The following is a 22662-nucleotide window of genomic DNA, read 5'->3' as shown; positions in this document are numbered from 1 at the left end:
TTTCAGCGTCAGGTCACGGCTGGATGGCGCCCTGCAGGTCGAGCGTGATGGTGACGTCCTTGCCGACGAGCACCCCACCGGTCTCGAGCGCGGCGTTCCAGGTCAGACCGAAGTCCTCGCGGTTGATGACGGTCGTGGCCGTCGCGCCGGCCTTGTAGTTGCCCCACGGGTCGGCTCCGAAACCACCGAAGTCGAACTCGAAGGTGACGGGCTTGGTGACGTCGCGGATGGTGAGGTCGCCGTCCACGAGCATCTCGCCCTTCTCGACGCGCACACCCGTCGAGACGAAGTCGATCGAGGGGTAGGTCTCCACGTCGAAGAACTCCGCCGAACGCAGGTGGGCGTCACGGCCCTCGTCCTTCGTGTCGAGCGACGTCGCGTCGACATGGGCTTCGACCTTGGCATCGAGCGGGTTCTCCGGCGCGATCAGCGTCGCACTCTTGATGCCGAACGCGCCGCGCACCTTGGAGATCATCATGTGGCGGACCGTGAATCCGACCTCGCTGTGGCTCGGGTCCAGCGCCCAGGTGCCGGGGCGGTAGCCGGGAATGTCGATCGTGGTGGCGTCGGTCATTGTCTGCCTTCGTGTCGGTGGTCGCCGCGGTCAGCGACGAGCTCATGGGATCCAACAGCGGCTCACGGCTGATCTATTCCCGTGAATGGAACTTCTTTCCGCTCGGTTTCGTGACAGACAGCAAAACGGGGCGGATGCCGAAGCATCCGTCCCGTTTCGGTATCGAGAATTCTCAGCCGACAGCGATGAGGTCGATGATGAAGATCAGGGTCTTGCCGCCGAGGAAGTGTCCTCCGGCCGGACCGTAGGCCAGCTCCGGCGGGATCACGAGTTCGCGGCGGCCGCCGACCTTCATTCCGGGGATGCCGTCCTGCCAGCCCTGGATCAGTCCGCGGAGCGGGAACTGAATGCTCTCGCCGCGGTTCCACGAGGAGTCGAACTCCTCGCCGGTCTCGTACTCGACGCCCGCGTAGTGAACGGTCACGGTGTCGCCGGGCTTGGCCTCGGCGCCGTCTCCGACGATCAGATCGCGGATCACGAGTTCTTCGGGGGCCGGACCCTGGGGTGCGTCGATTTCGGGTTTGGTGCGGTCATCTGTCATGAGTCCATCCAACCCGAGCGCCCGGCGATGGTCAACGCGAGCGGTGCCCGCGCGTGTCCCGCCGCAGCGCTCCCCCTGCGTCACCCCGCCGCTCGCCTGTCACGAACGGCACGCGCGCGCGGCGTGTCGCGACAGGCGAGCGGGCCCGAAACACCGTCGTGGCCTTGACAGGGGTCGCCTGCCAAGGCAACCTGAACACAGGCCAACTCAGCGCCCGGACGCACGCAGGCTTTGCCGCGGCACCGGGCGCTGGGTTCTTAATTCGGGTCGGCTCAGGGCGCGAACATCGCCGCCCGCGCTGCTCTGGTCCGAGCCAGCAGCACGTGCTCGTCCTCGCGCGCGTTCGCGTCGCGCCCGCTGATCGCGCGTTGACGCGCCGCGGCCAGGGCCGTGGCGTCGGCGACGAACTCCTTCATGATGCGGGTGCGGTCTCCCGGCAGCGTGCGAGCCCACGCGAGCGCCGCGCGCCGACCCGGTGCCGTGGCGAGCATGTCGACTTCCTGCGCGGTGAACCAGCCCGCCGTGGCGTAGTCGCCCAGCCGCGCACGGGTCAACCGCGCCTCTTCGCGCCGCAGCGCGACGATGGCGAGGATGAACCCGACGAACAGCGGGATCTGGAGCGTCAGATAGAGCATGAAGAAGTCCCCGAACACCGCGGAGCCGTTCCACAGGGCGTGCAACGCCATTGCGCCGAACATGCCGAGTACCCACGGACCCACCGCCCGGCCCCCACGCGCACCACGCCGGGCCGCCAGTCCGAGGGCGAAGCCGGTGACGCTGGTGAACATCACGTGCGCGAAGGGCGACAGGATGCCGCGCACGAAGAAGGTCACCGACACATCGCCCACCCCGCCCTCGATGAAGCTGATGGCGAAGTACTGGATGTTCTCGGTGAATGCGAAGCCGGCGCCCACCAGGGCGCCGTAGACGACGCCGTCGACCGGACCGTCGAACGCACGGCGGGCCGTCAAGAAGATCAGGTAGACGCCGAGTCCCTTCGCGAATTCCTCGACGATCGGCGCCTGGACGACGGCGGCGAACGCGTCCCGGATCTGCGAGTCGTCCGCCCCCAGGATCATCGTGATGAGGATGTCGATCCCGAGGGTGATGCCGACCGCGGCGATCGCGCCCCACGCGACGGCCAGGACCAGAAGTCCGCGCGGCTCGGGCTCCCACCGGTCGATGACGCGCACGGCCAGGAGCACTGCGACAAGGGGAACGAACGCGAGGAGCATCCCGATGATCGACGCAGCGGGACCGATGGCGTTGAGGAAGTAGCCGACCAGTCCCACCAGGATCAGCACGATGATGCCGCTGATCCACACCGGCGCGCTGCGCCCCGCCCGCGGCGACACGGGCATGGCGGGCGGCGTCGCCGTCGCGACGGGGATCGACGCTCCAGGGGCCATACGCGGCTGCGCGAGCGCGGAAGCGAATGCCGGTGGCGACAGGGGCGGTCGAGCGGAAGGTGTCCGGGCGTCGAACTGCCCCGGTGGATTCGTCATTGCCACAGCCTAGGCGGGCGCGTCCGGCCGCACCGCGACCCTGAACCGGCGGGTAGCGTAGAACAATGCGCTTCGCCCACGTCACCCTGCCTGCGCACGAGGAGCCGAGGCTCGCGGTGGTGCAGGGCGAGACGGCGATCATCGTAGAAGACCTCTTCGCCGGCGCACCCCGCTTTCTGGAGGAACTCATCGCCGGGGGCGACGAGCTGCTGGATCGGGTACGGGATGCCGCCTCCGACGCCCACACGCGGCATCCGCTGGCCGATGTCGGATTCGCCTCGGCGGTGCTCACTCCCCCGGTCGTGCTCGCGATCGGCCTGAACTACTCCGCCCACTCGAGCGAACTCGGGCTGCAGACGGACTCGACCCCCACCGTCTTCGTCCTGTGGCCCAACTCGCTGAGCGGACACGAGTCCACCACGGCCTGGCCGCGATCGCTCAGCGAGTCCATCGACTACGAAGCGGAGCTGGGCGTCATCATCGGAACGCCCGCGAAGGACGTCTCCCCGGCGGACGCGCTGTCCCACGTGTGGGGTTACACCGTCGTCAACGACATCACGGCACGCGACATCCAGTACTCCGAGGCCCAGTGGTCTCGATGCAAGTCCTTCGACGGGTTCACCCCGACCGGACCGTTCGTGGTGACGGCGGATGAGATTCCCGATCCGCAGAACCTGCACATCTGGACGGTGCTGGACGGTCACACGCTGCAGGACGCGTCGACGAACCAGATGGTGCGTACGGTGGCCACCCTCGTCTCACACCTCTCCATGTCAGCCACGCTCCTGCCCGGCACGCTGATCTCCACCGGCAGCCCCGGCGGTGCCGGGTACTCCCGCGACCCCCAGGTGTTCCTGCGGGACCGGTCGACGGTGACGGTGGGCATCGACGGAATCGGCGCTCTCACGACGCACTGCCGGATCCTGGACTGACCGCTCCGCCGCGTACGTGAAAGCGCCCGGTGCCGCGCGCGGCACCGGGCGACTCTCCCCCGAGCAGTTTCAGGAAGACGGACAGGTCAGCGTCACGGTGACGCCGCCGATCTCGTGGACACCGCTGCCGAATTCAGCGCACAGTCGCGCGTACTCGGCAGCTGCCGCTCCGAACGCGATGAACAGGAAGATTCCGACGATGATGCCGATCACCAGCAGCACCGAGCTGATGATGATCGCGGCGAGCGCCCAGCCGTTGGGATAACCGGCTTTGCGGCTCTGCACGAGCGCGACGATGCCCAGGATCAGCGCGACCAGCTGGACGAAGAACGACAGGATGAACGCGACGATGCCCATGGTCTTGCCGGGAATGGTCGGGTTCCCCGGCGCACCATAGGGCGCCGGGGGTGCCGCCGAGTAGGCCTGCTGCCCGTAGGCGGGTTGGTTCGCCGGGGGCGTCGTGTTGTATGCCGGGGGCGCGGGCGGCTGGTTGTAGTCGTGCGGGGCGGGGACGTCCGGGGTCTGGGGATCGGTCATGGCGAGCTCCTCTCAAGGGTGCTGTGACTTCGAACGCTAGCGCTCCGCGGCTCGACCCGGCAATCCTCAGATCTCCGGCGCCCACACACCGGGGTCGGGTTCCTGGGTGGACCGCGGCACGACGGGGATCGCCGCGGTGATGGTCTCCAGACCTGACAGGCGCGCCGGGGACAGCTGCTTGATGACGTCCTCACGCGACATCAGCCCGGCCTCCACGACCAGATCGGCCACATTGCGGCCGGTCAGAAGCGCGGTCTTGGCCAGTGCAGCGGCGGCGGCGTAGCCGATGAACGGCGTGAGCGCGGTGATGACGCCGACGGACGCGCCGACCATCGCACCGAGGCGTTCATGGTTGGCGGTGATGCCCTCCACGCAATTGACACGGAGCGTGTGCATGGCACGCCGCATCCACGTGATCGACTGGAAGATCGAGTGCGCGATCACCGGCTCGAAGGCGTTCAGCTGAAGCTGGCCGGCCTCCACCGCCATCGTGACCGTCATGTCGGCACCGACCACCGCGAAGGCCACCTGGTTGACGACCTCGGGGATGACCGGGTTGACCTTGCCGGGCATGATGCTCGAGCCGGCCTGGCGGGCGGGGAGGTTGATCTCGCCGAAACCGGCCTGCGGCCCGCTGGAGAGGAGGCGCAGGTCGTTGCAGATCTTGGACATCTTCACGGCGTTGCGCTTGAGCGACGACGAGAAGGACATGAAGGCGCCGGTGTCGCTGGTCGACTCCACCAGGTCGGTGGCCGTGTCCAGGTCCAGCCCACTGATCTCACGCAGATGGCGCAGGACCGCGGTCCCGTAGTCCGGGTGCGTGGTGATGCCGGTACCGATGGCCGTGGCACCCATGTTGATCTCGCACAGCAGGTACGCGTTCTCCTTGAGGCGGCTGTAGTCCTCTCCGAGGGTGGTCGCGAAACCGTGGAACTCCTGCCCGAGCGTCATCGGCACGGCGTCCTGAAGCTGCGTGCGGCCCACCTTGAGCACGTCGTGGAACTCGACCGCCTTGGTGAGGAAGGCGCGGCGCAGCAGATCGAGCTCTTCCAGCAGCGTCAGCAGGTCCAGCCCCAATCCGACCTTGATGGCCGTGGGATAGACGTCGTTGGTGGACTGGCTGCGGTTGGTGTCATCGATCGGGGACAGGAACGCGTAGTCGCCCTTCTCGCGGCCGGCGAGCTCGAGGGCGATGTTGGTGATGACCTCGTTCGCGTTCATGTTGGTCGATGTGCCGGCGCCGCCCTGGATGACGCCGACGACGAACTGGTCGTGGAACTGTCCGTCGATCACCAGCTGCGACGCCTGGTCGATGAGGTCCGCCTTGCGCGGGTCCAGCGCGCCGATCTCGCGGTTGGCACGCGCGGAGGCCTGCTTGACCATCGCGAGACCGCGGACGAGGTCCTTGTAGACGGAGATGGGGCGTTTGGAGATCGGGAAGTTCTCCAGCGCCCGAGCAGTGTGGATGCCCCAATAGGCGTCGGCGGGGATCTCGAGGGAGCCCAGCGAATCGGTTTCAGTGCGGGTGCGCGTCAGTGCGTCCAGAGCCATGTGCATTGTCCTTGTGGGTCGATCACGGCGATGTGAAGGGGTTGCTTCGACCCTACCCGCGGGAGCTTCACCGCGACCCGTACGGGGCGGACAGCGCCCACGCTGGCGCTGTACACGAAGGCCTGCACGACCGAGCGGGCACGACTGGCGCCCACGGACGGTCGCCGCTCACCGCCGGCGTTTGCGCGAGAACACCTCGAGCCGCTCGGCGGGGGTCAGCGCGGCCATCTGCGTGACCCACGCGGCCGAGAAGAAGTCGCTCGTCGGAGCGTCCACGACCGGGACGACGGCGTGCGTGATCGTTTCGTCGTACACGTGGACGAGGTGGAACGACTGTCCGGCATCCATCCCATTGACCTCGACGGCCGGGCGCGCGAGGTTCATCGTGTAGCAGGTGGCCGCCGCCACGCTGACCGGCACCCCGGCGAAGGTGCCGCTCGTCGAGTAATGGAGATGACCCGCCAGGATGCCGCGCACATCGGTGCCGGCGAGCACGTCGGCGAGGCGCTCCTGACGCTGCAGCTCGAGGATGTCGAACAGCGGCAGGTGCGACGGAAGCGGAGGGTGGTGCATCGCAATCAGCGTGCCCAGCGGGGCCGGCTCGGACAGCACGCCGCGCAGCCACAGCAGCTGGGCATCGTCCAGATCGCCGTGGTGCCAACCCGGCACCGTCGTGTCCAGAACGACAAGACGCAGACCGCCGAGGTCCCAGACTCCCGTCACCGGCTGCTCCGTGGGTTCGAGGTCGAGCAGACCGCGCCGCAGTGCGGGGCGCTCGTCGTGGTTGCCGGCCACCCACACCACCGGCGCTCCGAGCCGTTCGGCGAGCGGTTCAACCGCACGACGCAGGGCTGCGTAGGCCTCGGGCTCACCGAGGTCGGTCAGGTCGCCCGTGAACACGATCGCATCGGGGCGGATGCCGAGACGCTCCACGGCGACGAGGGCGCGGCGCAGATTCGCGCCGGCGTCGTACTGACCGGCGAGTGGGACGTCCCCGGCGAGCAGGTGCGTGTCGCTCACATGCACGATCGTGCGTCGAGCGGGGGTGTACTGCCCGAACTGCACGGGTGCCGCGTCCATGCAGTCAGCCTATGTGCGAGCGCCGACGCGTCCGATCAGCGGGTGAAGATGATCAGCACCAGGCCGCCGAGCACGGCCAGCGCGCACAGGCTGAAGCAGATGTAGGCGCCGACAGCCGCCACCTGCTTCTGCTGCGCGGTCAGGGGGCTCTTCCGCGCCGACTTCGCTGCGGCTTTGGCCGCCCGCTTCGACTCCTTCTCGGTGATGATCGCGATCGCATCCGTGAACTCCGCCGGTGCGACCACCGGCACGCGTCCGGCGCGCACGAGAAGCCGCAGCCCCAGCGAGTAGAACACCACGACGACGACCGATGCCACCAGTGCGGCGATGAAGACCTCGACGAAGGCGAGCCAGTCGATCGTGATGTTCATTTCGACTCCTCCTTCTGGGGTTCCTCGGAGCCCAGCGGCGGTTCGGCATCCTGCGGGGCGGCGGACTTCAGGAGCGCCTCGGTCTTCTGGGGCGTTCCGGCGCGCATCCTCGTGCGCGGGCGGCGTTTCGGCGGCGGATTGCGCTTCATCTTCACGGCCGTTCCGGACTCCGCGACATCGCTCATCGCGTTGGATGCCGTCACGGCGTTGCGCCGGGACAGCAGGAAGATCGTGGAGATGATCACGACGGCCGCCACCGCGTCGATCACGATGCCCCAGCCGCCGAACCAGGCCACGACCAGCGCCGCCAGGCCGCCGACGGCACCGGCGGCGGGCAGCGTCAACAGCCAGCCGACCATGATCCGGCCGACCGTTCTCCAGCGGACGGTGGAGCCGCGGCGTCCGAGCCCGGATCCGATGACCGACCCGGACGCGACCTGGGTCGTCGACAGCGCGAAGCCGAGCGCGCTGGAGGCCAGGATCGTCGCCGCGGTGGAGGACTCGGCCGAGAACCCCTGAGCCGGCTTCACATCCGTCAGGCCCTTGCCGAGTGTGCGGATGATCCGCCAGCCGCCCATGTACGTGCCCAGGGCGATCGTGATCCCGCAGGCGAGGATCACCCACAGCTGCGGATCATCCTGCGTGCTGCTCTGCCAGCCCGCGATGATCAGCGTCAGCGTGATCACGCCCATCGTCTTCTGCGCGTCGTTCGTCCCATGCGCCAGCGCCACCAGCGACGAGGTGAAGATCTGTCCCCAGCGGAATCCGTCGCGGCCGTCGGGTTTGCCGTCGAGCCGCCGAGTGATCGCATACGCGAGCCGGGTGGCCGTGAACGCGATCAGCCCGGCCGTGAGCGGCGCGAGCACCGCCGGCAGTATGACCTTTCCGAGCACGACGCCGAAATCGATGGCCATCCAGCCGGCCCCGACGAGGGTCGCCCCGATGAGGCCGCCGAACAGCGCATGCGAGGAGCTGGAGGGCAGGCCGAGGAGCCAGGTGAGCATGTTCCAGGTGACCGCGCCGATGAGACCGGCGAAGATCAGCGGCAGGAACGCCGCGGAATTGATCTCGTCCTCACGGATGATCCCGTGCGATATGGTCTTGGACACCTCGGTGGACAGGAACGCGCCGACCAGGTTGAGGATGGCGGCAAGCAGCACCGCGACTTTGGGCTTGAGCGCACCGGTCGCGATGGGCGTCGCCATCGCGTTGGCCGTGTCGTGGAAGCCGTTCGTGAAGTCGAAGAACAGTGCCAGTCCGATGACCAGCACGACGATCAGGGTTGCGGTTTCCACCGTTTGCTTTCCGAGAGAGTGAAAGTAAGGGGTACCGACGTGATCGGCGTTTGCGAACGAAGAGTTCACGGCGAATTCAGGAACCGGCAACCGGCCAGAAGAATCCTTACACCGGGCCTGTCTCCGGTCAACTCAGCTACTTGCCAGACTCGGGCCGAGGAGCCCGCCGTTGGGTCCGCGCGCGGCATCCTCCAGGGTGTTCAGTGGGTGTGCTCGGTCGCCCACGCCGGGCGGAATCGGGGAACAGATGAAGAAGTGGTCTCGCTGCGCGTCGCCCTGTTCGGGCTGATCGCTCTCGCCGTGCTGTCCCTTCTGGTCTCGCGCGGCATCCCGAACGACGTGCCTCTTCGACGGACGGCGCGACGGCCCGCCGAGTCCGGGTAACGGGCAGCGTCGCCCCGAGTTCGTCGGATACCGTGGGACGGTGACCACCGACGCCGTTCCCCTCTCCCCTCCCGTCGCCGCACGCAACCCGGTCGTCCGCAGCCACCACGGCGACGACGTGGAGGACGCGTACGAGTGGTTCCGCGGCAAAGAAGAGGCCGCCGTTCTCGCGCACCTGGAGGCGGAGAACGCCTACACCCGCGAGCGCACCGCGCACCTCGCCGGCCTTCAGGACGAGATCTTCGCGGAGATCAAGGGCCGCACCCTCGAGACCGACCTGTCGGTTCCCACGCGGCGCGGAGACTGGTGGTACTACGGCCGCACCGTCGAGGGCAAGCAGTACGGCATCCAGTGCCGCGCGCCGCTCGCGTCTGCGGACGACTGGACCCCACCCGAGCTCGCCACGGACGTGCCGGTCCCGGGCGAGCAGATCCTGCTCGACGGCAACATCGAGGCCGAGGGCCACGAGTTCTTCTCGCTGGGCAGCTTCGAGGTGACAACCAGCGGCGACCTCATGCTCTACGGCGTGGACGTGGCCGGCGACGAGCGCTACACCGTTCGTGTGCGCGACCTGGTAACCGGTGCGCAGCTGCCCGATGAGATCCCGGAGACGTTCGCCGGCGCGACCTTCTCACCCGACGGCCGGTTCATCGTCTATACGACCGTCGATGACGCGTGGCGCCCTGACACGGTATGGCTGCACGAGCTGGGCACGCCCGTCGAGAAGGACGAGAAGCTGTTCCACGAACCTGACGAGCGGTTCTGGCTCGGTGCGGGCTTCACCCGCAGCGACCGCTACCTCGTCATCGGCATGGGCTCCTCGATCACGTCCGAGGAGTGGCTGGTGGATGCCGCGGACCTGCGCTCCGCGCCACGGCTCATCTGGCCGCGCACCGAAGGCGTCGAGTACGACTCGTCGCACGCCGTCATCGACGGCGAAGACGTGCTGTTCATCCTCCACAACGACGGCGCTCTGGATTTCGAGCTGGTGCGGGTGGCGGCATCCGACCCCACCGGACCCCGCGAGGTCGTCGTACCCCATCGCCCCGGCGAGCGTCTGCTCGGCGTGTCGACGTTCCGCGACTGGGCCGTCCTGGGATACCGCCGCGCGGGCCTTGCCCGGCTGGGGATGCTGGACTACTCCGACGGGTCCGTCGCAGAACTCGAGTTCGACGAGCCGCTGTACTCCGTCGGCGGCGGCGGCAATCCTGAGTGGGCTCCTCCGCTCATCCGCATCGGGTACGGCTCGTTCGTCACTCCCGGCACCGTGCTGGACTACGAGGTCGCCACGGGCGAACTGCTCCTGCGCAAGCGGCAGCCGGTGCTCGGCGGCTACGAGCCGGAGCAGTACGCACAGGCGCGCGTGTGGGCGACTGCGCAGGACGGCACGCAGATCCCGATCTCCCTGGTCTGGAAGCGCTCGTTCGGCGACGCGGGCGTCGCGCCGCGACCCCTTCACCTGTACGGCTACGGCTCGTACGAGCACTCCATCGAGCCGGGATTCTCGATCCCGCGCCTGTCCGAGCTCGACCGCGGCGTGATCTTCGCGGTGGCCCACGTCCGCGGCGGCGGCGAGATGGGGCGCCAGTGGTACGAGGACGGCAAGATGCTGCACAAGCGCAACACCTTCACCGATTTCGTCGACAGCGCGATGCATCTGATCGACCACGGCTACACGACCCCCGACCGGCTGGTCGCGGAGGGCGGCAGCGCGGGCGGTCTGCTCATGGGCGCAGTGGCGAACCTCGCACCCGAGCTGTTCGCCGGCATCCTGGCCGACGTCCCGTTCGTCGACGCGCTCACGACGATCCTCGACCCGTCACTGCCGCTCACGGTGATCGAGTGGGACGAGTGGGGCGACCCGCTGCACAACGCCGACGTGTACGCGTACATGAAGTCGTACTCCCCGTACGAGAACGTCCGGCCGGACGTCTCATACCCTCGCATCCTGGCCGTGACCTCGCTCAACGACACCCGCGTGATGTACGTCGAGCCGGCGAAGTGGGTCGCGCGGCTGCGCGAAGTCGGTGCGGACGCGCTGCTGAAGTGCGAGATGGTGGCCGGTCACGGCGGTGTGAGCGGCCGCTACAACGCCTGGCGCGAGCGGTCGTTCGAACTCGCATGGCTGCTGGACGTCCTCGGCGTCGACTCCTGAGCCCCGGCGGCTGCGCCTTGCCGCCACGCTGACTCAGGAGATCTCCCCGGCTCAGGAGCATTCGGGCGTTTTGGTCCTGAGTCAGCGATTTCTCCTGACTCGGCGGTTCCTCCCCGGCGCCGCCTTCCCCGCCGCGATCCCCGGGTCACTCCGCAGGGGCAACGGAGCGGCCACCGCATCGTCAGGCTGTGGCTGTGGATACGACGGCTCTTCTTGTCTGGGTCCGAGAGCGAGCCGGAGTCGCTCACTCCGCTGATGCGCGCGCGGCGGGCTTCACGGACCATTGCGTGCGGACGGCTGTGCAGAGCGGCACGCTGCGAAGAGTGCGCCGTTGTTGGCTCGTCAGCCCCGACTGCGACGCGCGCCGCGTTGCGGCGGCGGCCGTCGGCGGGCGCGTGTCATGTGTCACCGCAGCATCCCTCTGGGGACTGTGGACCCCGTCGCATGAAGGCATCCACGTCGCCGTCGCCCCGGCGGCATCGCGGTTCGATGCCGCCGGCATCCGCGTGCACTGGTCCGTCGGTCCGGTACCCGTGGTGCGCACCAGCGCTCAAGAGCCCGCGATCAACATGCTGTTCCACGTCGCCCGCTGTCTGCCGCGAGCTGAGGCGCTGGCGGTATGGGAGTCCGCTCTGAAGAGGCGGCTCGTCGATGCCGCGGTGCTCACACGAGTGCGGTGGCGCAGCGCGCGGGCACGCGAACTGGCGGACGTGGCCACCGTTCTGGCGGACTCGGGAGTGGAGTCGATCTTCGCGGATCTCATGCGGCGGGTCGGCGTGCCGCTGCAGCAGCAGGTGTGGATCGACGGGCACCCGCTCGACGGCTTGATCGGTCGCCATCTCGCGCTCCAACTGGACGGATTCGCGCACCACAGTTCCGCGAAGGACCGGCGCCGTGATCTGCGCGCGGACGCGCGGCTCGTTCTGCCCGGGTACACCGTCCTGCGATTCGACTACCAGCAGGTGCTGTTCGACAAGCACCACGTGACCGAGGCGGTGCTCACTGCGATCGCGCAGGGTCTGCATCGGTGACCGGGGTCAGGAAAAATCGCGGGCTCAGGAGTGTTCGGGCCATTTTGTCCTGAGCCGGCGATTTCTCCTGTGCCGGCGCGCGCTGCGCCGCGACGCATCAGGCGACGGATGCCGCAGCATCCGTCCGCTGGAGCCCTCAGCGGGTCGCAGGGCTCAGCCGAAGAGCGCTGCCGCCTCTTCGTAACGGTACAGCGGGACGGTGTTGAGCTCGCCCAGCGCATCCGCGAAGGGGACGCGCACGATGTCGGTGCCGCGCATCGCCACCATCTGCCCCCAGGAGCCCTCGATGATGGCGTCCGCGGTGTGCAGTCCGAGGCGGGTGGCCAGCACACGGTCGAAGGCGGAGGGCGATCCGCCACGCTGGATGTGGCCGAGGACGGTCGAACGCGTCTCGATGCCGGTGATCCGCTCGATCTCGGGGGCGAGGACCTCGCTGATTCCTCCGAGCCGGGGGCGGTTGAAGGCGTCGAGTCCCTTGTCGCTGTACGCCTCTTCCATGCCGGTGAGGGTGAAGCCCTCCGATACGACGACCAGCGGCGCGCGGCCACGATCGTGGGCCTTCGAGACGAGATCGCAGATGTCGTCGATCGACATGGGCACCTCGGGGATGCAGATGGCGTGCGCACCCGCGGCGATCCCGGCGTGCAGCGCGATCCACCCCACGTGCCGGCCCATGACCTCGGCGACCATGCAGCGCTGGTGCGAGTCGCCGGTGGTGCGGAGCCGGTCCATCGCCTCGGTGGCGATGTTGACCGCGGTGTCGAATCCGAACGAGTAGTCCGTCCCGCGCAGGTCGTTGTCGATCGTCTTGGGGACACCGAGCACGTTGATGCCGTCGGTGGCGAGGCGATCGGCTGCCGCGAGGGTGCCTTCGCCGCCGATCGCGACGATGCCGTCGATGCGGTGCCCGTAGAGGGTCTTGGCGATGTTCTCGGCACCGCCGCGCGAACCGTCGTACGGGTTGGTGCGGCTCGTGCCGAGGATGGTGCCGCCCACCTTGGACAGACCCTTGACCTCGTGCCGTGTGAGCGGGAAGAAGTCGGCGTCCACGACACCGCGCCATCCGTCACGGATGCCGACGAACTCGACGTCGTATGTCGTGGTCCCCTTCAGCACGATGCCCCGGATGACCGCGTTGAGGCCGGGGCAGTCGCCGCCGCTGGTGAGGATGCCGATCTTCATGGTCTGGTCCTTGCTGTCGGATTTCGATCGGGCGGCGCTGCCACCCCCCGACCCTACCGTCGGGGGCGCGGCCGCTGCCATGCGTCGGTCGGCGCTGCTAGTCCGCTCCGAGCGCCTGCCGCACCAGGTGCATGAGCGCCGAGAGCTGCACGGAATCGCTCGACTGCGGGTCGACCGCTTCGCCGTCCAGGGCGCGCTGTGCGAGCCCCTGCTTGGAGTCGATGAGCTCGGCGATCTTCGTGTCGATCGTGTGCGCCGCGATGATCCGCCACGCCGTGACCGGCTCGCCCTGTCCGATGCGGTGCACCCGGTCGATCGCCTGCGTCTGTTCGGCGGCGGTCCACGACAGCTCGGCCAGCACCACGTTGGAGGCCGCCTGCATGTTCACTCCGACGCCGGCCGCGGTCAGCGAGCACACGGCGACGCCGACGCCGGGGTCGTTGTTGAACGCGTCGATCGCCTGCTGGCGGACCGGAGTGGTCTGATCGCCACGCACCGAGATCGTGCGCAGACCCGCAGCGGCGAAATGCGCCTCCGCGGCATCCATCACATCGATGTGCTTGGCGAAGAAGACGACCTTGCCGACGGATCGCTGCAGCTGGACCGTGTAGTCCGCCGCCAGCAGCGCCTTGGCCTGGCCGATCTTGCGGACCATGGTGAACACGTTCTCCGACCCGGTGCCGGCCGCCTTCGACTCGTCCAGTTCGTTCTGTGCCACGAGCCGCACGATGTCCGGGTCGATCTCTCCGGGTGCGAGCCCGCGGGCTCCGCGCGCATCGATGATGCGGCGATACCGGTCGGCAAGTCGCGTGCCGAGCTCGCGCTCGGCTTGGCGGATGCTGCGCCCGAACTCGTCGTCCAGCTCGACCGGAAGGTCGGCCACGAGCTTGTCGGGCAGGTCTGCGGCGACATCCTTCTTCTTGCGGCGCACGATCCCCATCGAGATGACCGCGTCGCGGGCCTCCGGGTAGAACGCCTTGTCGGCCGGCGTCAGACCCGTCGAATCGAGGCGCTCCATGAGGAGCGGACCGGGCTTCTCGCCCGTCGTCCAGCCGAGGAAGCGCCAGATCGCGTCGAAGTCCTCGACGTCGTTGATCAGCGGCGTTCCGGTGAGCGCGAGAAGCAGGGGGTCGCTCACCTGCTCTCGGATGCGGGCCCCCAGGGCGAGCACATTCTGCGAACGCTGCGAACCCAGGTTCTTGATGAAGTGGGCCTCGTCCACGACCATGCCCTTCAGCCCGATCGAGCTGAGCCAGGCGAGGTGACGGTCGAGGATCTCGTAGTTGACGATGAAGACATCCGCGAAGGCGTCCACATCCTCGCCGTCGCCGGAGATCACCGTGGCGCGGCGTTGCGGCGTCCAGCGCTCGACCTCGCGTGCCCAGTTCATCTTGACGACGTTCGGCACGACGGCCAGCAGCGGGTACGCACCGGCGACGGATGCCGCGAGCACGGACTCCGCGGTCTTACCCAGACCCGGCTCGTCGGCGAGGAGGAACGTGCGGTGGCCGGCTCGAACGGACTCGAGGAAGCGCGACTGGTGCACCATGATCTCGGAGCCCTTGGGCGAGAGCCGATCGAACTCGGGGGTCGGGGGCAACTCCATCGAAGCCTGCCCGCCGCCGGCACCCGTTTCGAACGCCTTGTAGAGCGGACCCATCAGTTCCCAGCCGTCGAGGCGTCGACGCGGCGTCTCCTTCGGAGCGTGGGAGGTCAGGTCCGGGGCGAGGAAGGGGTTGGCCATCTGGCGGGACTCGATCGTCGGCGGGATGACCTGACGCTCGGCCAGGGCTGCGGGCACCACGGTTGCCGTCCGCGGTCCGAGGTCGGTGATGATCAGCTCGTCGGGCGCGAGCTCGGCACCGGATTCGATCAGCCAGTCACGGCGCATCCGCCGCGCGACCGGCGTCGCCGCCTGGTCCACCTCCAGCAGCTGGATCAGCGACGTGTCGCGGGCCGCCGTCTTCGCCAGGATCGTGGCGACGCCGTCGAGCCGTTTGAGCAGCTCCGAGCGGGCCGCGTCGGCCAGCGTCGTGTCGGCTTTCACCCGCGCACGCTCTTCGCGCACCAGGAAGGCGATCACCTGGAACTTGACCCGGTTGGTGGGCCCGAGCTTGCCGCGCTGGGCCTTCGCCTCCACCTCGCGCACCTTGCGGGCAAGGATGGGGATGATCGGCGCCTCGTCGTCGCGGCGCGAAGACGAGGGCTTCCTGCGGCGCTGTGCCGCAGAGCCGTGGGCGGCAGTTGCCGTGGTCGGCATGCTCCTCCTGAGCGTGTGTACCGGAAACTCCGGCGGATGACCGGTCGGGACCGGCGATGTCGGCGTGCTCCCGCGGGCGGCATACGCCGTCACGAACGCGGGATGGGATGTCGGTGCCTCCGGGCCGCGGGCACTCGCTTTGCGAGCTGCGGCCATGTCGGCGAAGAGATCCTCGGCAATCAGTCTAGCGGAATCGCGCGGGTTTCAGCCCCAGAGCGTGGCGACGATGTCTTCGGTGTATCCCTCGGGTGCGAAGTTGATCGTCGCAGTGGAAACCCAGCCGTTGCCGCGCAGGACATGCGTCTCGGTGAGCTCGACCTGATTGTCGTCGAGGTCGATCATGGTCTGGGTGTACCGGCAGATCGTGCCGTCGCCGCTCGGTTCGCAGGCGAAGCCCGAGTTCGCGAGGGCATCGACAACCGCGGCGGACTGCGCCGCATCCACGAGGGAGACGTTCGTGGCCAGGCCGGTCTCGCTCGGTGCCCCCCATGAGCAGCGGATCGTCGGGATGCCGGAGGTGAGGATCTCCAGCGCCCCGACCACCTGGGTCGAGGTCATGGTCACGCCGGGGTCGTTCAGCGGGGCCTGCTGCTGCAGCGTGGCGAGCATCGTCGCGGAGTAGATCTGTTCGCACGCTGTCGGCAGCTCGATCGCATCCCCGGCCGCCGCGGGCTCGGTCGGGCTCGAGGTGGGCGCGGGGGCGGACGGCGACGTCGAAGGCGACGCGCCGGGGGTCGCGGTCGGCGACGGCTCGGGTTGACAGCCGACCAGGCCGAGGCACAGCGCGATCGCTGCTGCGGCGCCGGCGGCGGTGCGCATCAGGACGGGGCGGCGCGAGGACGCGGTGGACATGGAACCTCCGGTATCGGGATCCCGGGTCCACGGCTACTGCTGGCCGGCGACACCCTGCTGCCACGATGACAGCGTTGCGGGATCGTCGGTCACGATACCGTCCACGCCGAGCGCCGTGACCTCATCCCACTGCGTGTTGCTGTTGAGCGTGTAGACGACGACCCTGATGCCGGCTGCGTGGAGCTCGTCGACGACTTCCGGACGCTCCAGGAGCGCGCGGCGGTGGACGACGATGCCGCGCACGCTCGCCTCCCTCGCCGCGCTCACGACGTCGGGTGGCAGATGCCGGAGGATGAACAGCCGCGGGATCACCGCCGACGCCGTGCCGGCCGCCGCGAGGGTCCGTGCGTCGAAGCTGGAGACCGCGACGCGACGCTCGAGGTTGCGCGCCGTCACCTCGGAGATGAGCGCGGCTACGGCCGCGGCATCCCATTCGCCCTTCAGCTCGACGATGGCACGGCGCCCCGACCGCGCCAGCACGTCGAGGAACTCGGTGAAGGTCGGAACCGGGGTGCCCGCGTACTGGTCGCCGAACCACGAACCGGCATCCAGCGCCTGGACCTGTGCGAGGGTCAGGGCCGACAGACGGCCGGAACCGTCGGTCGTGCGGTCGACCGTGGCATCGTGCATCAGCACGGGATGCCGGTCGGCCGTGAGTGCGACATCCACCTCGACGTAGTCGAAGCCGCCCGCCAGCGCCAAGGAGATCGCCGGGAGCGTGTTCTCGGGGGCGGCACCCCCGCCACCGCGGTGGCTGGCGATGAACGCCGCCTCACCCGCCGTGCGCGTGGCCCCCAGCACCTCGGTCGCGCTCACCCGGGCCGGGGTGGCGCCGAGGAACGCGATGATGAGGCTCGCCACCGCGAGAACGCAGACGATCAGCAGCGCCTGCAGCCGATTTCGGGTGAGATCGGCAACGGGGTCGTCGGGCATCGGGCATGTCCTCCGGTGGTTCCCACGTCCTCGTCGACGTGTGGCACCACCCTACATGCGCCGTTACCCTTTCGTTATCGAATTCGCGAGTGTCGTCAGACCATGCTCTTGGTGTGCCAGACGGTCTTGGTCTCGGTGAACGCGCTGATCCGGTCCAGGCTCGGGGCCGCGGCATCCGGGCCCTCCTCCGGTGTCAGCACCCGCTTCAGGGTGTCTGCCGCAGCGATCTGCAGATCCACCCAATCGAGGCTGCCCGCCCCGACGAGGTCGAGCGCGTTGACGTCCGCGTGCGAGGCGAGCCAGGGCGCGATCTCGGCGGGCGAACCGGTGAGGATGTTGACGACTCCCCCGGGCACGTCCGAGGTCGCCAGGACCTCGGCGAGGCTGATGGCCGACAGTGGCAGCCGCTCGCTGGCGACGACCACCACGGTGTTGCCGGTCACGAGCGGAGGCGCGACCGCGGAGACGAGTCCGAGGAGGGACGAGTCCTGCGGCGCGATGACGGCGACGACCCCGGTCGGCTCCGGCACCGAGATGTTGAAGTACGGGCCGGCGACCGGGTTGGCGTTTCCGGTGACCTGCGCGTGCTTGTCGGTCCACCCGGCGTACCAGACCCAGCGGTCGATGGCCTCGTCGACCTGGTTGGATGCCGCGGCGACGCCGACGCCCTCGAGCCGGACGATCTCGTCGACGAACTGCGCGCGACGGCCCTCGAGCAGTTCCGCGATGCGGTACAGCACCTGACCACGGTTGTATGCCGTGGCGCCCGACCAGGCCTTCAGCGCGCCCCGTGCCGCGACGATCGCATCGCGCGCGTCCTTGCGCGATGCCTTCGCCACGTTCGCGACGAACGCGCCCTTGGCGCTCTCGATCTCATACGTCCGGCCGGATTCGCTGCGTGGGAACGCACCGCCGATGTACAGCTTGTAGGTCTTGGGCACGGCGAGGCGGGTCATCGCTTCGCTCCCTTCTTCGCGGCGCGCGGCGCTCGCGCGGCGCTCGCCGGCGCAGCACCGGCGGCGATGGCCGCCCGTGTCCGCGGAGCGGACGAGCCCGGCGCCAGGTAGGCGGCAAGACCGTGACGACCGCCCTCGCGACCGTAGCCGGACTCCTTGTAGCCGCCGAACGGTGACGCGGGATCGAACCGGTTGAACGTGTTCGCCCAGATCACGCCGGCGCGCAGGCGATCGGCGACCGCGAGGATGCGTGAGCCCTTGTCGCTCCAGATGCCGGCTGACAGCCCGTACGGGGTGTTGTTGGCCTTGGCGATCGCCTCGGCCGGTGTGCGGAAGGTGAGCACCGAGAGCACGGGGCCGAAGATCTCCTCCCGCGCGATCCGGTGACTGGCCTGGACGTTCGTGAAGATCGTCGGCGCGAACCAGAACCCGCTGTCCGGGATGACGCAGTCGGCGCTCCACCGCTCGGCGCCCTCGTCCTCGCCGATCTGGGACAGCGCCTTGATGCGGTCGAGCTGCTCGCGCGAGTTGATCGCGCCGATGTCGGTGTTCTTGTCCAGCGGGTCGCCGAGCCGCAGCGTGGAAAGACGCTGCTTGAGTCGGTCGATGACCTCGTCATGGACGCTCTCCTGGACCAGCAGCCGGCTTCCGGCGCAGCACACGTGACCCTGGTTGAAGAAGATGCCGTTGACGATCCCCTCGATGGCCTGGTCGATCGGCGCGTCGTCGAAGACGATGTTGGCGGCCTTCCCGCCTAGCTCCAGGGTGAGCTTCTTCCCCGAGCCCGCGACCTGCTTGGCGATCGCCCGGCCGACGCCGGTCGAGCCGGTGAAGGCGACCTTGTCGACGTCCGGATGCGCGACCAGAGCCGCACCGGTGTCGCCCGCGCCGGTGATGATGTTGACCACGCCCGGTGGCAGGTCCGCCTGCTGCAGGATCTCGGCGAAGACGAGCGCCGACAGCGGCGTGGTCTCGGCCGGCTTGAGCACGACGGTATTGCCGGCCGCCAGGGCGGGGGCGATCTTCCACGCGAGCATGAGCAGAGGAAAGTTCCACGGGATGACCTGACCGGCCACGCCGAGCGCGCGCGGGTCGGCACCGAGCCCGGCGTAGTCGAGCTTGTCCGCCCAGCCCGCGTAGTAGAAGAACCACGCGGCGACGAGCGGAACATCGACGTCGCGGCTCTCTTTGATCGGCTTGCCGTTGTCGAGGCTCTCGGCCACCGCGAGCTCACGCGCCCGCTCCTGCACCAGGCGCGCGATCCGGTAGAGGTACTTTCCGCGGTCGCGCCCGCTCATCTTCGACCACGTCTTGTCGTAGGCGCGACGCGCGGCGGCGACGGCCGTGTCGACGTCGGCTTCGCTCGCCGCGGAGATCATCGCGATGTGCGACTCGTCGGCGGGCGAGATGGTCGCGAAACTCTTTCCGGTCCCCTGGACGAACGTCCCGTCGATGAAGTGCCCGTACTCTTCCCGCAGATTCAGAATGCTGCGCGACTCGGGGGCAGGCGCGTATTCGAGGAATGTCATGAGATTCCCTTCGGTGAGCCGCCGTCGGCGGCGATTCGAAATCGGAGGAGCAGCGGCGGGATCGGGCGGGCGACGATCAGTCGATCGTCACATAGTCGGCGCCGGAGTACGCGCCGGTGCGGATCTTCTGCCGCTGCAGCAGAACGTCGTTGAGCAGGCTGGAGGCTCCGTAGCGGAACAGGTGCGGCTGCAGCCACTCCTCCCCCACGGTCTCGGCCACCGTCACCAGGTACTTGATCGCATCCTTGGACGTGCGGATGCCGCCCGCCGGTTTGACCCCGATCTTCTCGCCGGTGGCGCGGTGCCAGTCGCGGACGACCTCGAGCATGAGCAGCGTGGTCGGCAGCGTCGCTGCCGGCTGCACCTTGCCGGTCGAGGTCTTGATGAAATCGCCGCCGGCGAGGATCGCCAGCCACGATGCGCGCTTGATGTTGTCGTACGTGTTCAGCTCACCGGTCTCGAGGATCACCTTCAGCGACGCGTAGGAGCCGTCGGCGCGGCGGCACGCCTGCTTCACCCGGGCGATCTGATCGAAGACGAGCCCGTAGCGGCCGGCGAGGAACGCGCCGCGGTCGATCACCATGTCGATCTCATCGGCGCCGTCGGCGACGGCGTCCGCCGTGTCGGCCAGCTTCACGTCGAGGGAGGCCCGACCGCTCGGGAAAGCGGTCGCCACCGCGGCGACCGCGACCAGACCGTTGTCGGGGTCGCCGTGTGCGGCGCCCAGCGCCGCGATCGCGTGCGGCACCATGTCGCCGTACACGCAGACGGCTGCCACCCGCGGGCAGGTCGGATCCGCGGCATCCGGCGTCAGCGCCTTCGCCACGAGCGAGCGCACCTTGCCGGGAGTGTCGGACCCCTCCAGCGTGGTCAGGTCGATCAGCTGGATGATCTTGTCGAGCGCCCACGCCTTGGACGTCGTCTTGATGGACCGCGTGCCCAGACCGGCGGCGCGCTGCTCGAGTCCGACCGCGTCCACTCCCGGCAGACCGTGCAGGTAGCGGCGCAGCGTGGTGTCATCCGGTTCGCCGCCGAGCAGCTCAACGGCGCGTTCGGGCAAGGTCTGCACGTCGGTTCGGCTCATCGCTCTGTCTCCTTCTTCAGCACTCCGCAGGGCTGATGCCCTGTGCGGCCTGCGCGGGGTGAGGGGCGCTCACCCGCTGAGGCGCGGACCGGACCCGGAGGTGACCCGCCGGTGCCGCAGCATCACGAGGACGCCGAGTCCGACGACGACCACGAAGGCGATCGTCAAGCTCGTGAACGCGAACCAGTTCGAGTCCAGGGCGAGAACGATTGCCGCCGAGATCACTGCGATCGCCGCGGCGGCGAGCTTCGATCCGAGCTTCAAGCCTACCCCCGCGGGAAGTCGTCCGGCCGGGGCGTCATCGCGCGCGAGGATGAGGTCGGCGAACCCGTCGAGCGTCGCCAGCAGCGCGGCGGAGTACGCCACGGCGCAGCCCAACGCCCCCCAGAGATTCACGGGCTTCGCCGCGGCCGTATCGACGGTCGCGATGAGCAGGGTGAGCGGGTCCATCCTCCCGATCGTAGGTGCGCCGGACCCGCCGGTCTATGGCGCAGGGTGCGCCAGGGCGGCCCGCACCCGGACGACATCGTCGGTGATCTGCGCGATGAGCACGTCGATCCCGGAGAAGGCGGTCATTCCGCGGATGCGCGCGACGAACTGGACCTCGACGTCCCGGCCGTACAGGTCCAGGTCGGTCTCGTCGAGCACGTACGCCTCGACCTGGCGGATCGCGACGTCATCGAACGTCGGGTTCACCCCGACCGAGATCGCCGCCGGGTATCGCGCGCCGCGGCGAAGTCCGTCGGCGGAGCCCTGGTCCACGAGCCAGCCCGCGTACACGCCGTCGGCCGGCACGAAGCCCTCCAGCTGCGGCGAGAGGTTCGCCGTCGGGAAGCCGAGTTCGCGGCCACGCTTGAGACCGTGCACGACCTCGCCCCACACCGAGGCGGGACGACCGAGCAGCTTCGCCGCCGTTTCGACATCTCCATCCGCAAGCAGCTCGCGAATCCACGTCGATGAGACGCGGCGGCCGGCATCGATCGCGCGCACGTCATCGACGACGTCGACGTCGAAGCCGAGGGCGGTGCCCAGCTCGCGCAGGACGTCGGGGTTGCCCGCCCCGCCCCGGCCGAACCGGAAGTCGCGACCGACGAGGACGGTGCGCACCTTGAGCGCGTCGACCAGCACGCGCTGCACGAATTCCTGTGCGGTGAGGTTCGCAAGATCCTGGTCGAAGCGCAGGACCAGGGCGGCGTCGATGCCGGTCTCGGCCAGCAGGTGCACCTTCTGGTGCACGCCGATGAGGTCGGGCGGGCAGAGCTCCGGACGCAGGAGCGCCAGCGGGTTGCGGTCGAACGTGACGGCGACCACGCGCGCGTCGCTGGTCGCGGCATCCACCCGGGCCCGGTCCAGGACGGCGCGGTGACCGGAGTGCACGCCGTCGAACTTGCCGATCGCCACGATGGACGGACCGAAGTCGGCGGGAACCTCGGCGGGATCGTGAAAGACGATCACGGCGCCACCGCCGCCGACGCGGCATCCGGAGTCGTCGTCGCGTCGACCGGACGGTGCGTGACCAGCCACCAGATGCCGAAGAACGGCAGCACGAGCGGAACGAACAGGTAGCCCATGCCGAACCACGACCACACCGTCGGGTGACCGAACAGATCGGGGAGCAGCAGGCTCAGCGTGCCCACCACCAGCACTCCGACCAGTTCGAAGCAGATGGCGACCCACGCGGTGAGATACCAGCCCTTCGAGCCGGCGAACACGAGCGCGAGGGTCGCGAGGATGTAGACGACGGCGGATGCCGCGGACAGCGAATACGCGAGGGGTGCCTCGTCGAAGCGCTGCACGATCTGGACGAAGGACCGGCCGGTGGCTGCGAGCGCCATGATCGCGTACACGATCACGAGCACGCGCCCGATTCCGGTCATGCGGGGGCGGGAGGACGACGACATGACTGTCCG

General features: G+C 68.8%; 22 protein-coding genes. 4 read left to right on the top strand and 18 right to left on the bottom strand.

Annotated elements, in window-relative coordinates:
* Window positions 1-13 precede the first annotated feature (13 nt).
* The 3 genes from ABD655_RS06695 to ABD655_RS06685 all read right to left on the bottom strand — a co-directional run bounded on the left by ABD655_RS06695 (window position 14) and on the right by ABD655_RS06685 (window position 2620).
* Window positions 14-574 (bottom strand): YceI family protein, encoded by a 561-nt coding sequence (locus ABD655_RS06695; RefSeq protein WP_344712629.1) that lies wholly within the window; start codon window positions 572-574, stop codon window positions 14-16.
* Between the two features lie 172 nt (window positions 575-746).
* Window positions 747-1115, bottom strand: coding sequence for an FKBP-type peptidyl-prolyl cis-trans isomerase (locus ABD655_RS06690; protein ID WP_344712628.1), 369 nt, complete (start codon window positions 1113-1115; stop codon window positions 747-749).
* A 272-nt stretch (window positions 1116-1387) separates the two neighbouring features.
* Entirely contained in the window at window positions 1388-2620 is a 1233-nt protein-coding gene (locus ABD655_RS06685) for a PrsW family intramembrane metalloprotease (protein WP_344712626.1), read from the bottom strand.
* Between the two features lie 65 nt (window positions 2621-2685).
* Here ABD655_RS06685 and ABD655_RS06680 point away from each other — a divergent pair, with 65 nt between their 5' ends.
* Complete coding sequence (locus ABD655_RS06680; protein WP_344712625.1) at window positions 2686-3552, top strand: fumarylacetoacetate hydrolase family protein; 867 nt, start codon at window positions 2686-2688, stop codon at window positions 3550-3552.
* Window positions 3553-3621: 69 nt separating this feature from the next.
* On the opposite strand, the gene ABD655_RS06675 is transcribed toward ABD655_RS06680, so the two are convergent.
* The 5 genes from ABD655_RS06675 to ABD655_RS06655 form a co-directional block, all read right to left on the bottom strand.
* On the bottom strand, window positions 3622-4089 hold the full coding sequence (locus ABD655_RS06675) for a DUF4190 domain-containing protein (protein WP_344712623.1): 468 nt from the start codon (window positions 4087-4089) through the stop codon (window positions 3622-3624).
* Between the two features lie 66 nt (window positions 4090-4155).
* A complete protein-coding gene (locus ABD655_RS06670; RefSeq protein ID WP_344712621.1) occupies window positions 4156-5640 on the bottom strand; it encodes an aspartate ammonia-lyase in 1485 nt (494 codons plus the stop codon).
* A gap of 168 nt (window positions 5641-5808) precedes the next feature.
* A complete protein-coding gene (locus ABD655_RS06665) occupies window positions 5809-6720 on the bottom strand; it encodes a phosphodiesterase (RefSeq protein WP_344712619.1) in 912 nt (303 codons plus the stop codon).
* A 35-nt stretch (window positions 6721-6755) separates the two neighbouring features.
* Window positions 6756-7091 (bottom strand): peptidase, encoded by a 336-nt coding sequence (locus ABD655_RS06660; protein ID WP_344712617.1) that lies wholly within the window; start codon window positions 7089-7091, stop codon window positions 6756-6758.
* Entirely contained in the window at window positions 7088-8386 is a 1299-nt protein-coding gene (locus ABD655_RS06655) for an inorganic phosphate transporter (protein ID WP_344712615.1), read from the bottom strand. The genes ABD655_RS06660 and ABD655_RS06655 overlap by 4 nt, the downstream gene beginning before the upstream one ends.
* A gap of 255 nt (window positions 8387-8641) precedes the next feature.
* Between ABD655_RS06655 and ABD655_RS06650 the strand changes: the two genes are divergently transcribed.
* From ABD655_RS06650 to ABD655_RS06640, 3 genes are all read left to right on the top strand, one after another.
* Window positions 8642-8770 (top strand): hypothetical protein, encoded by a 129-nt coding sequence (locus ABD655_RS06650; protein ID WP_344712613.1) that lies wholly within the window; start codon window positions 8642-8644, stop codon window positions 8768-8770.
* A gap of 40 nt (window positions 8771-8810) precedes the next feature.
* Window positions 8811-10925 carry a S9 family peptidase gene (locus ABD655_RS06645; protein WP_344712611.1) on the top strand — a complete coding sequence of 705 codons (2115 nt, stop codon included), beginning with the start codon at window positions 8811-8813 and terminating at the stop codon, window positions 10923-10925.
* 194 nt (window positions 10926-11119) lie between these two features.
* Entirely contained in the window at window positions 11120-11956 is an 837-nt protein-coding gene (locus tag ABD655_RS06640) for a DUF559 domain-containing protein (RefSeq protein ID WP_344712609.1), read from the top strand.
* Window positions 11957-12109: 153 nt separating this feature from the next.
* On the opposite strand, the gene ABD655_RS06635 is transcribed toward ABD655_RS06640, so the two are convergent.
* The 10 genes from ABD655_RS06635 to ABD655_RS06590 all read right to left on the bottom strand — a co-directional run bounded on the left by ABD655_RS06635 (window position 12110) and on the right by ABD655_RS06590 (window position 22653).
* Entirely contained in the window at window positions 12110-13138 is a 1029-nt protein-coding gene (locus ABD655_RS06635; RefSeq protein ID WP_344712607.1) for an ATP-dependent 6-phosphofructokinase, read from the bottom strand.
* 97 nt (window positions 13139-13235) lie between these two features.
* Window positions 13236-15398 (bottom strand): DEAD/DEAH box helicase, encoded by a 2163-nt coding sequence (locus ABD655_RS06630; protein WP_344712605.1) that lies wholly within the window; start codon window positions 15396-15398, stop codon window positions 13236-13238.
* 204 nt (window positions 15399-15602) lie between these two features.
* Entirely contained in the window at window positions 15603-16250 is a 648-nt protein-coding gene (locus ABD655_RS06625) for a hypothetical protein (protein WP_344712604.1), read from the bottom strand.
* Window positions 16251-16283: 33 nt separating this feature from the next.
* Entirely contained in the window at window positions 16284-17183 is a 900-nt protein-coding gene (locus tag ABD655_RS06620) for a glycerophosphodiester phosphodiesterase (RefSeq protein WP_344712602.1), read from the bottom strand.
* A 95-nt stretch (window positions 17184-17278) separates the two neighbouring features.
* A complete protein-coding gene (locus tag ABD655_RS06615; protein WP_344712600.1) occupies window positions 17279-18139 on the bottom strand; it encodes an aldehyde dehydrogenase family protein in 861 nt (286 codons plus the stop codon).
* On the bottom strand, window positions 18136-19668 hold the full coding sequence (locus ABD655_RS06610; RefSeq protein WP_344712599.1) for an aldehyde dehydrogenase family protein: 1533 nt from the start codon (window positions 19666-19668) through the stop codon (window positions 18136-18138). The genes ABD655_RS06615 and ABD655_RS06610 overlap by 4 nt, the downstream gene beginning before the upstream one ends.
* A gap of 76 nt (window positions 19669-19744) precedes the next feature.
* The gene (gene deoC / locus ABD655_RS06605; protein ID WP_344712597.1) at window positions 19745-20752 is read right to left on the bottom strand and encodes a deoxyribose-phosphate aldolase; all 1008 of its coding nucleotides are present in this window, start codon (window positions 20750-20752) and stop codon (window positions 19745-19747) included.
* A gap of 69 nt (window positions 20753-20821) precedes the next feature.
* Entirely contained in the window at window positions 20822-21202 is a 381-nt protein-coding gene (locus ABD655_RS06600) for a hypothetical protein (protein ID WP_344712595.1), read from the bottom strand.
* 33 nt (window positions 21203-21235) lie between these two features.
* A complete protein-coding gene (locus ABD655_RS06595; protein ID WP_344712593.1) occupies window positions 21236-22207 on the bottom strand; it encodes a bifunctional riboflavin kinase/FAD synthetase in 972 nt (323 codons plus the stop codon).
* The gene (locus tag ABD655_RS06590; protein ID WP_344712592.1) at window positions 22204-22653 is read right to left on the bottom strand and encodes a hypothetical protein; all 450 of its coding nucleotides are present in this window, start codon (window positions 22651-22653) and stop codon (window positions 22204-22206) included. The genes ABD655_RS06595 and ABD655_RS06590 overlap by 4 nt, the downstream gene beginning before the upstream one ends.
* Between the last annotated feature and the right edge of the window lie 9 nt (window positions 22654-22662).

The sequence above is a fragment of the Microbacterium terregens genome, assembly GCF_039534975.1.
Classification (GTDB): domain Bacteria; phylum Actinomycetota; class Actinomycetes; order Actinomycetales; family Microbacteriaceae; genus Microbacterium; species Microbacterium terregens.
This window is presented reverse-complemented; position numbering and strand designations above follow the sequence as displayed.